The organism is Mesobacillus sp., from assembly GCF_049588175.1.
Classification (GTDB): domain Bacteria; phylum Bacillota; class Bacilli; order Bacillales; family Cytobacillaceae; genus Mesobacillus.
This window is the reverse complement of sequence record NZ_JBAVFI010000638.1, coordinates 1-3,984: the sequence shown is the minus strand read 5'-3', so window position 1 is coordinate 3,984 and position 3,984 is coordinate 1. Positions and strand designations below refer to the sequence as shown.

3 protein-coding genes are annotated in these 3,984 nt (G+C 41.2%); all 3 read left to right on the top strand.

Translation table 11 applies throughout. The features are described from left to right. Nucleotides 1–1,051, top strand: a 1,051-nt coding sequence (locus WB217_RS15340; protein WP_423994107.1) for a PhoX family protein, incomplete at its 5' end; no start/stop codon positions are given. 234 nt (nt 1,052–1,285) lie between these two features. After that, nucleotides 1,286–2,092, top strand: coding sequence for a type II pantothenate kinase (coaW, locus tag WB217_RS15335; protein ID WP_423994106.1), 807 nt, complete (start codon nt 1,286–1,288; stop codon nt 2,090–2,092). 72 nt (nt 2,093–2,164) lie between these two features. After that, nucleotides 2,165–3,984, top strand: a 1,820-nt coding sequence (gene selB, locus WB217_RS15330; RefSeq protein WP_423994105.1) for a selenocysteine-specific translation elongation factor, incomplete at its 3' end; no start/stop codon positions are given.

Genomic DNA, 3,984 nt, shown 5'->3' with positions numbered 1-3,984 from the left:
TTTCGGAGATGACGGTTCCTATACAACGATGTTCATGTATGTAGCTGATAAAAAAGCTGACTTGTCAAAAGGTACTCTTTATGCGGCTAAGTTTAACCAGACTGGAACAGAAAATGGTGGTTCTGGAGAGCTTGAATGGATTAAACTTGGACATTCATCTGATAAAGAAATCAAGAAGATCATTGACAGCGGCATTAAGTTCAGCGATATTTTCGAAACATCTGATGTACCAAAAGAAGGATTCAAAGCAATTAAACAATATTCGCATGGAAAGACAGAATACCTTAAATTGAAACCAGGAATGGAAAAGGCAGCAGCCTACCTTGAATCCCGTCGTTACGCAGCATTGCTTGGTGCGACATCTGAATTCAACAAAATGGAAGGTATAACGCTTAATGAAAAAGATAACAAAGTATATGTTGCGATAGCAGACCAAAGCAAGGGAATGGAAAAAGATACTGCTGGAAAGGATCCCGCAGACCATATCCAGTTACCAAAAATTAAATCGGGGGTAACATATCAATTAAACCTTGCTGGTGGTCAAACAGATAGCACGGGAAAGAGGATCGACAGCAAATATGCAGCTTCTTCCATGGAAGGATTATTAGTTGGCGAAGATATGTCCAAAGCAGATTCATATGGCAACACTGCAAATGTTGATATGATAGCCAACCCTGATAATTTAAGCTACTCTCCAGCCATGCGAACACTCTTTATCGGAGAAGATAGCAGCATGCATACAAACAACTTCGTTTGGTCCTATAATCTCGATACAAAAGAGTTGTCACGTGTTCTATCAGCACCAGCTGGCGCTGAATCTACAGGCCTGTTTGCAGCGGACAATCGCAATGGTTTTTCTTATATCATGAGCAACTTCCAGCACCCAGGAGATGAATTGGATACAAAATCCATAACAGCAGTAGACAAAGAGGAACTGAAAGCTGCCATGGAGAGAGAAATCGGCATCAATAAAACAGGTGGAATTGGTTACATTTCAGGTCTGCCTTCCTTCGCAGTGAAAGCTGACAAGAACCATAACCATGGAAAATAGATCAAGGCTTAGGCTTTAAAACTCAATATATAAGAAAAATCCCTGACAAGGATTGAAAAATTTCAGGTTTCTTGTCCAGGGATTTTTCTATTATTTTTTTTCATTTTTAAAAATAATGTAAAGTGGCAGATTGAACAACTGGCGCTTTTTATTGATTTCTGAAAGATTGGGGACGTACAATAGAGTTAATTATTTGGTTTAGTGTTGAATTATTCTTTTAAAAGGGGTGTCGCTATGAATGAGAATACAATTGGTATAGATGCTGGCGGTTCGCTCATTAAGATAGCTTTTGAAGAAAACAGCAGACTTCGTTTTAAAAAGTATCCTATTGAAGACATTGACTCTGCGCTTACATGGCTTAAAATGTTTGCTGCCAGTAATAGAATAGTTTTGACAGGTGGAAAAGCAGGGATGATAAAAGCAGATTTCTTTCCGGAGGCTGAAATTGTAAACGAATTCACCGCAGCCTGTGAAGGGGCAAAGTATTTGATGGAGCAAGAAAAAATGTCTTTACTTGAAAAAGTCCTGCTCGTCAATATCGGGACTGGGACTTCATGGTTCACGATGGATGGAAGTCAGTATAATCGGGTTCTTGGAAGTGGCATCGGTGGCGGTACATTTATGGGTTTGGGCGCGCTGCTTGGAAAAAACAGAGATTTTTCAGAGTTGGTCGAATTGGCGTCGAGGGGTTCAAGAGGGAATGTTGACCTCTTAGTAAAGGATATTTATCATCCAGAAGATCCTCCGATTCCAGGTGAACTTACTGCGAGCAATTTTGCTAAGGTTTCAGCCCCGAACGAATACTCTCCAGCAGATCATATGGCGTCAGTTATCAATATGATTTCAGAAACAATCACTTTATTAACTGTACAGACTGCAACCTTAAACTCTACGAAAAAAGTTGTTTACATAGGGAGCACCCTCTCTGGAAATAAGCTGCTTCAATCAAGTCTTGAATTGTATGCTAAAATGTCAGGCCTTGAAACAGTGTTCCTTCGAGATGGTGAGTACAGCGGGGCTTTAGGAGCAAAAATGTTCTAAAATCAGTTGCTTGAACAATTCCTGATTTAAAGTTAGAGTAATTTTATACATATATAAAGAAGGTGTCAGCATTTGAGCAAGAGGTATTTTACCATTGGAATGGCAGGACATATAGACCACGGGAAAACGTCGCTGACAAAAGCTTTGACGAATGTGGATACCGACCGTCTGAAAGAAGAAAAGGAACGGCAAATTTCGATTGAACTTGGGTTCGCGCCTTTATATGAGGATGACGAACTTCAAATATCCGTTGTAGATGTTCCAGGTCATGAAAGGTTTATTCGCCAAATGATTGCGGGAGTAGCCGGAATCGATCTAGTCGTTCTTGTAGTAGCTGCAGATGAAGGTGTCATGCCGCAAACAAGGGAACATCTCGATATACTTGGCTTTTTGGGGATCCGGACTGGGATTATCGCCATTACAAAAATAGATCGGGTAGAAGATGAATTCGTTGAACTGGTCAAGGATGATATTATAGGTGAGCTAGAAGGCACTGTATTTGAAAACGCTCCGTTTATGATGGTGGACAGTTTATCAAAAAAGGGAATTGAAGAGTTAAAGAAATTGATTATCGATACATTGAAGGAACAGGAAATGCGTGATGCGAAGGGCGCGTTCCGCCTTCCAATTGACCAGGTTTTTACCGTTAAGGGACAAGGTACGGTGGTCAGGGGCACTGTGTATGAAGGTACGGTTGAAGAGGGACAGCTTCTGAAAGTGCTGCCAGATGGCATTGAAGTTCGTGCCCGTCAGCTGCAGGTCCATCATAAGCCAGCAAAGATTGCATTTGCCGGGCAGCGTACGGCTATCAATCTTTCTGGTGTTTCCAAAGATGAACTGGAACGGGGAGAGGTCCTAGTTTCATCCGATCATTTTATTGTAACGAATACAATAGATGTGGCAATTCGCATTGTCGAAGATTTGGACCATCTTGTGAAGCAGCGGACGCCAATTAAATGCCATATTGGTACGGCTGAAGTAATGGGAAGGATTGTTTTCTTTGACAGGAATGAATTGAAGGAAGAGAACGGGGAAATTCTTTGTCAGCTCAGGCTGGAAGAAAAAATCGTGACTAAACGCGGAGACCGCTTTATCATCAGGCGTCCAAGTCCGCAGGAAACAATTGGAGGCGGATGGGTAATCGATCCGCGCGGAAATAAATATCGTTTCGGCCAGCAGACAATTGAAGAGCTGGAAAAGAAAAAAGCGGGTACGCCGATTGAAAGGATTAATGCAGCATTATATGAAGCCAAAAGTCTTTCAATAGCAGATTTGATTAGAAGGACAGCACTGGACGAAGAAACGTTAAACTTAAATCTTCAGGATGAGCAATTTGTCCAGATTTCAAGCAAGGAATACACTCTTAGCTCTCTAGTAGAACTAATCGAGGAGGATATCAAAGACAAGCTCGAAGAATATCATGAAGCAAATCCGATGCGCCCGGGACTAAATAAGGCAGAGCTTCTGCAGTCTCTGCAAAAACAGTTCTCTAAGTCGCTAATCGAATTCATTATAGAGTACGGGATTGGCCGAGGTGTTTTTTCGAGAAAGGAACAGTTCATTTCGTTATCAACCTTTGAACCGCATGTACCGAAAAGTTGGGAAAAACGGACTGAAAACCTGCTAAATGAACTAAAAAAAGATGGCTTAAAGGTTGCTTATCTTAATGATTATATTAAAAATGCAGGGATTCCAGATTCACTCGTTGTGGAATTAAAAAGATTTTTGGAGAATCAGGGGAAAATTGTTGTACTTGATGACCAATTTGTCTGGCATGGCGAGCACTTTTCAGAGGCAATGCAGAAGCTGAAAAGTCTCACGGGCACTGAATTTGAAGTATCTGAAGCTAAAGAGGCCGTTGAATTATCAAGAAAGTACATGATCCCATTCCT

Excerpts from the sequence above, each read along its gene's own strand:
- coaW (WP_423994106.1), top strand. The coding sequence starts at position 1,286 with ATGAATGAGAATACAATTGGTATAGATGCTGGCGGTTCGCTCATTAAG.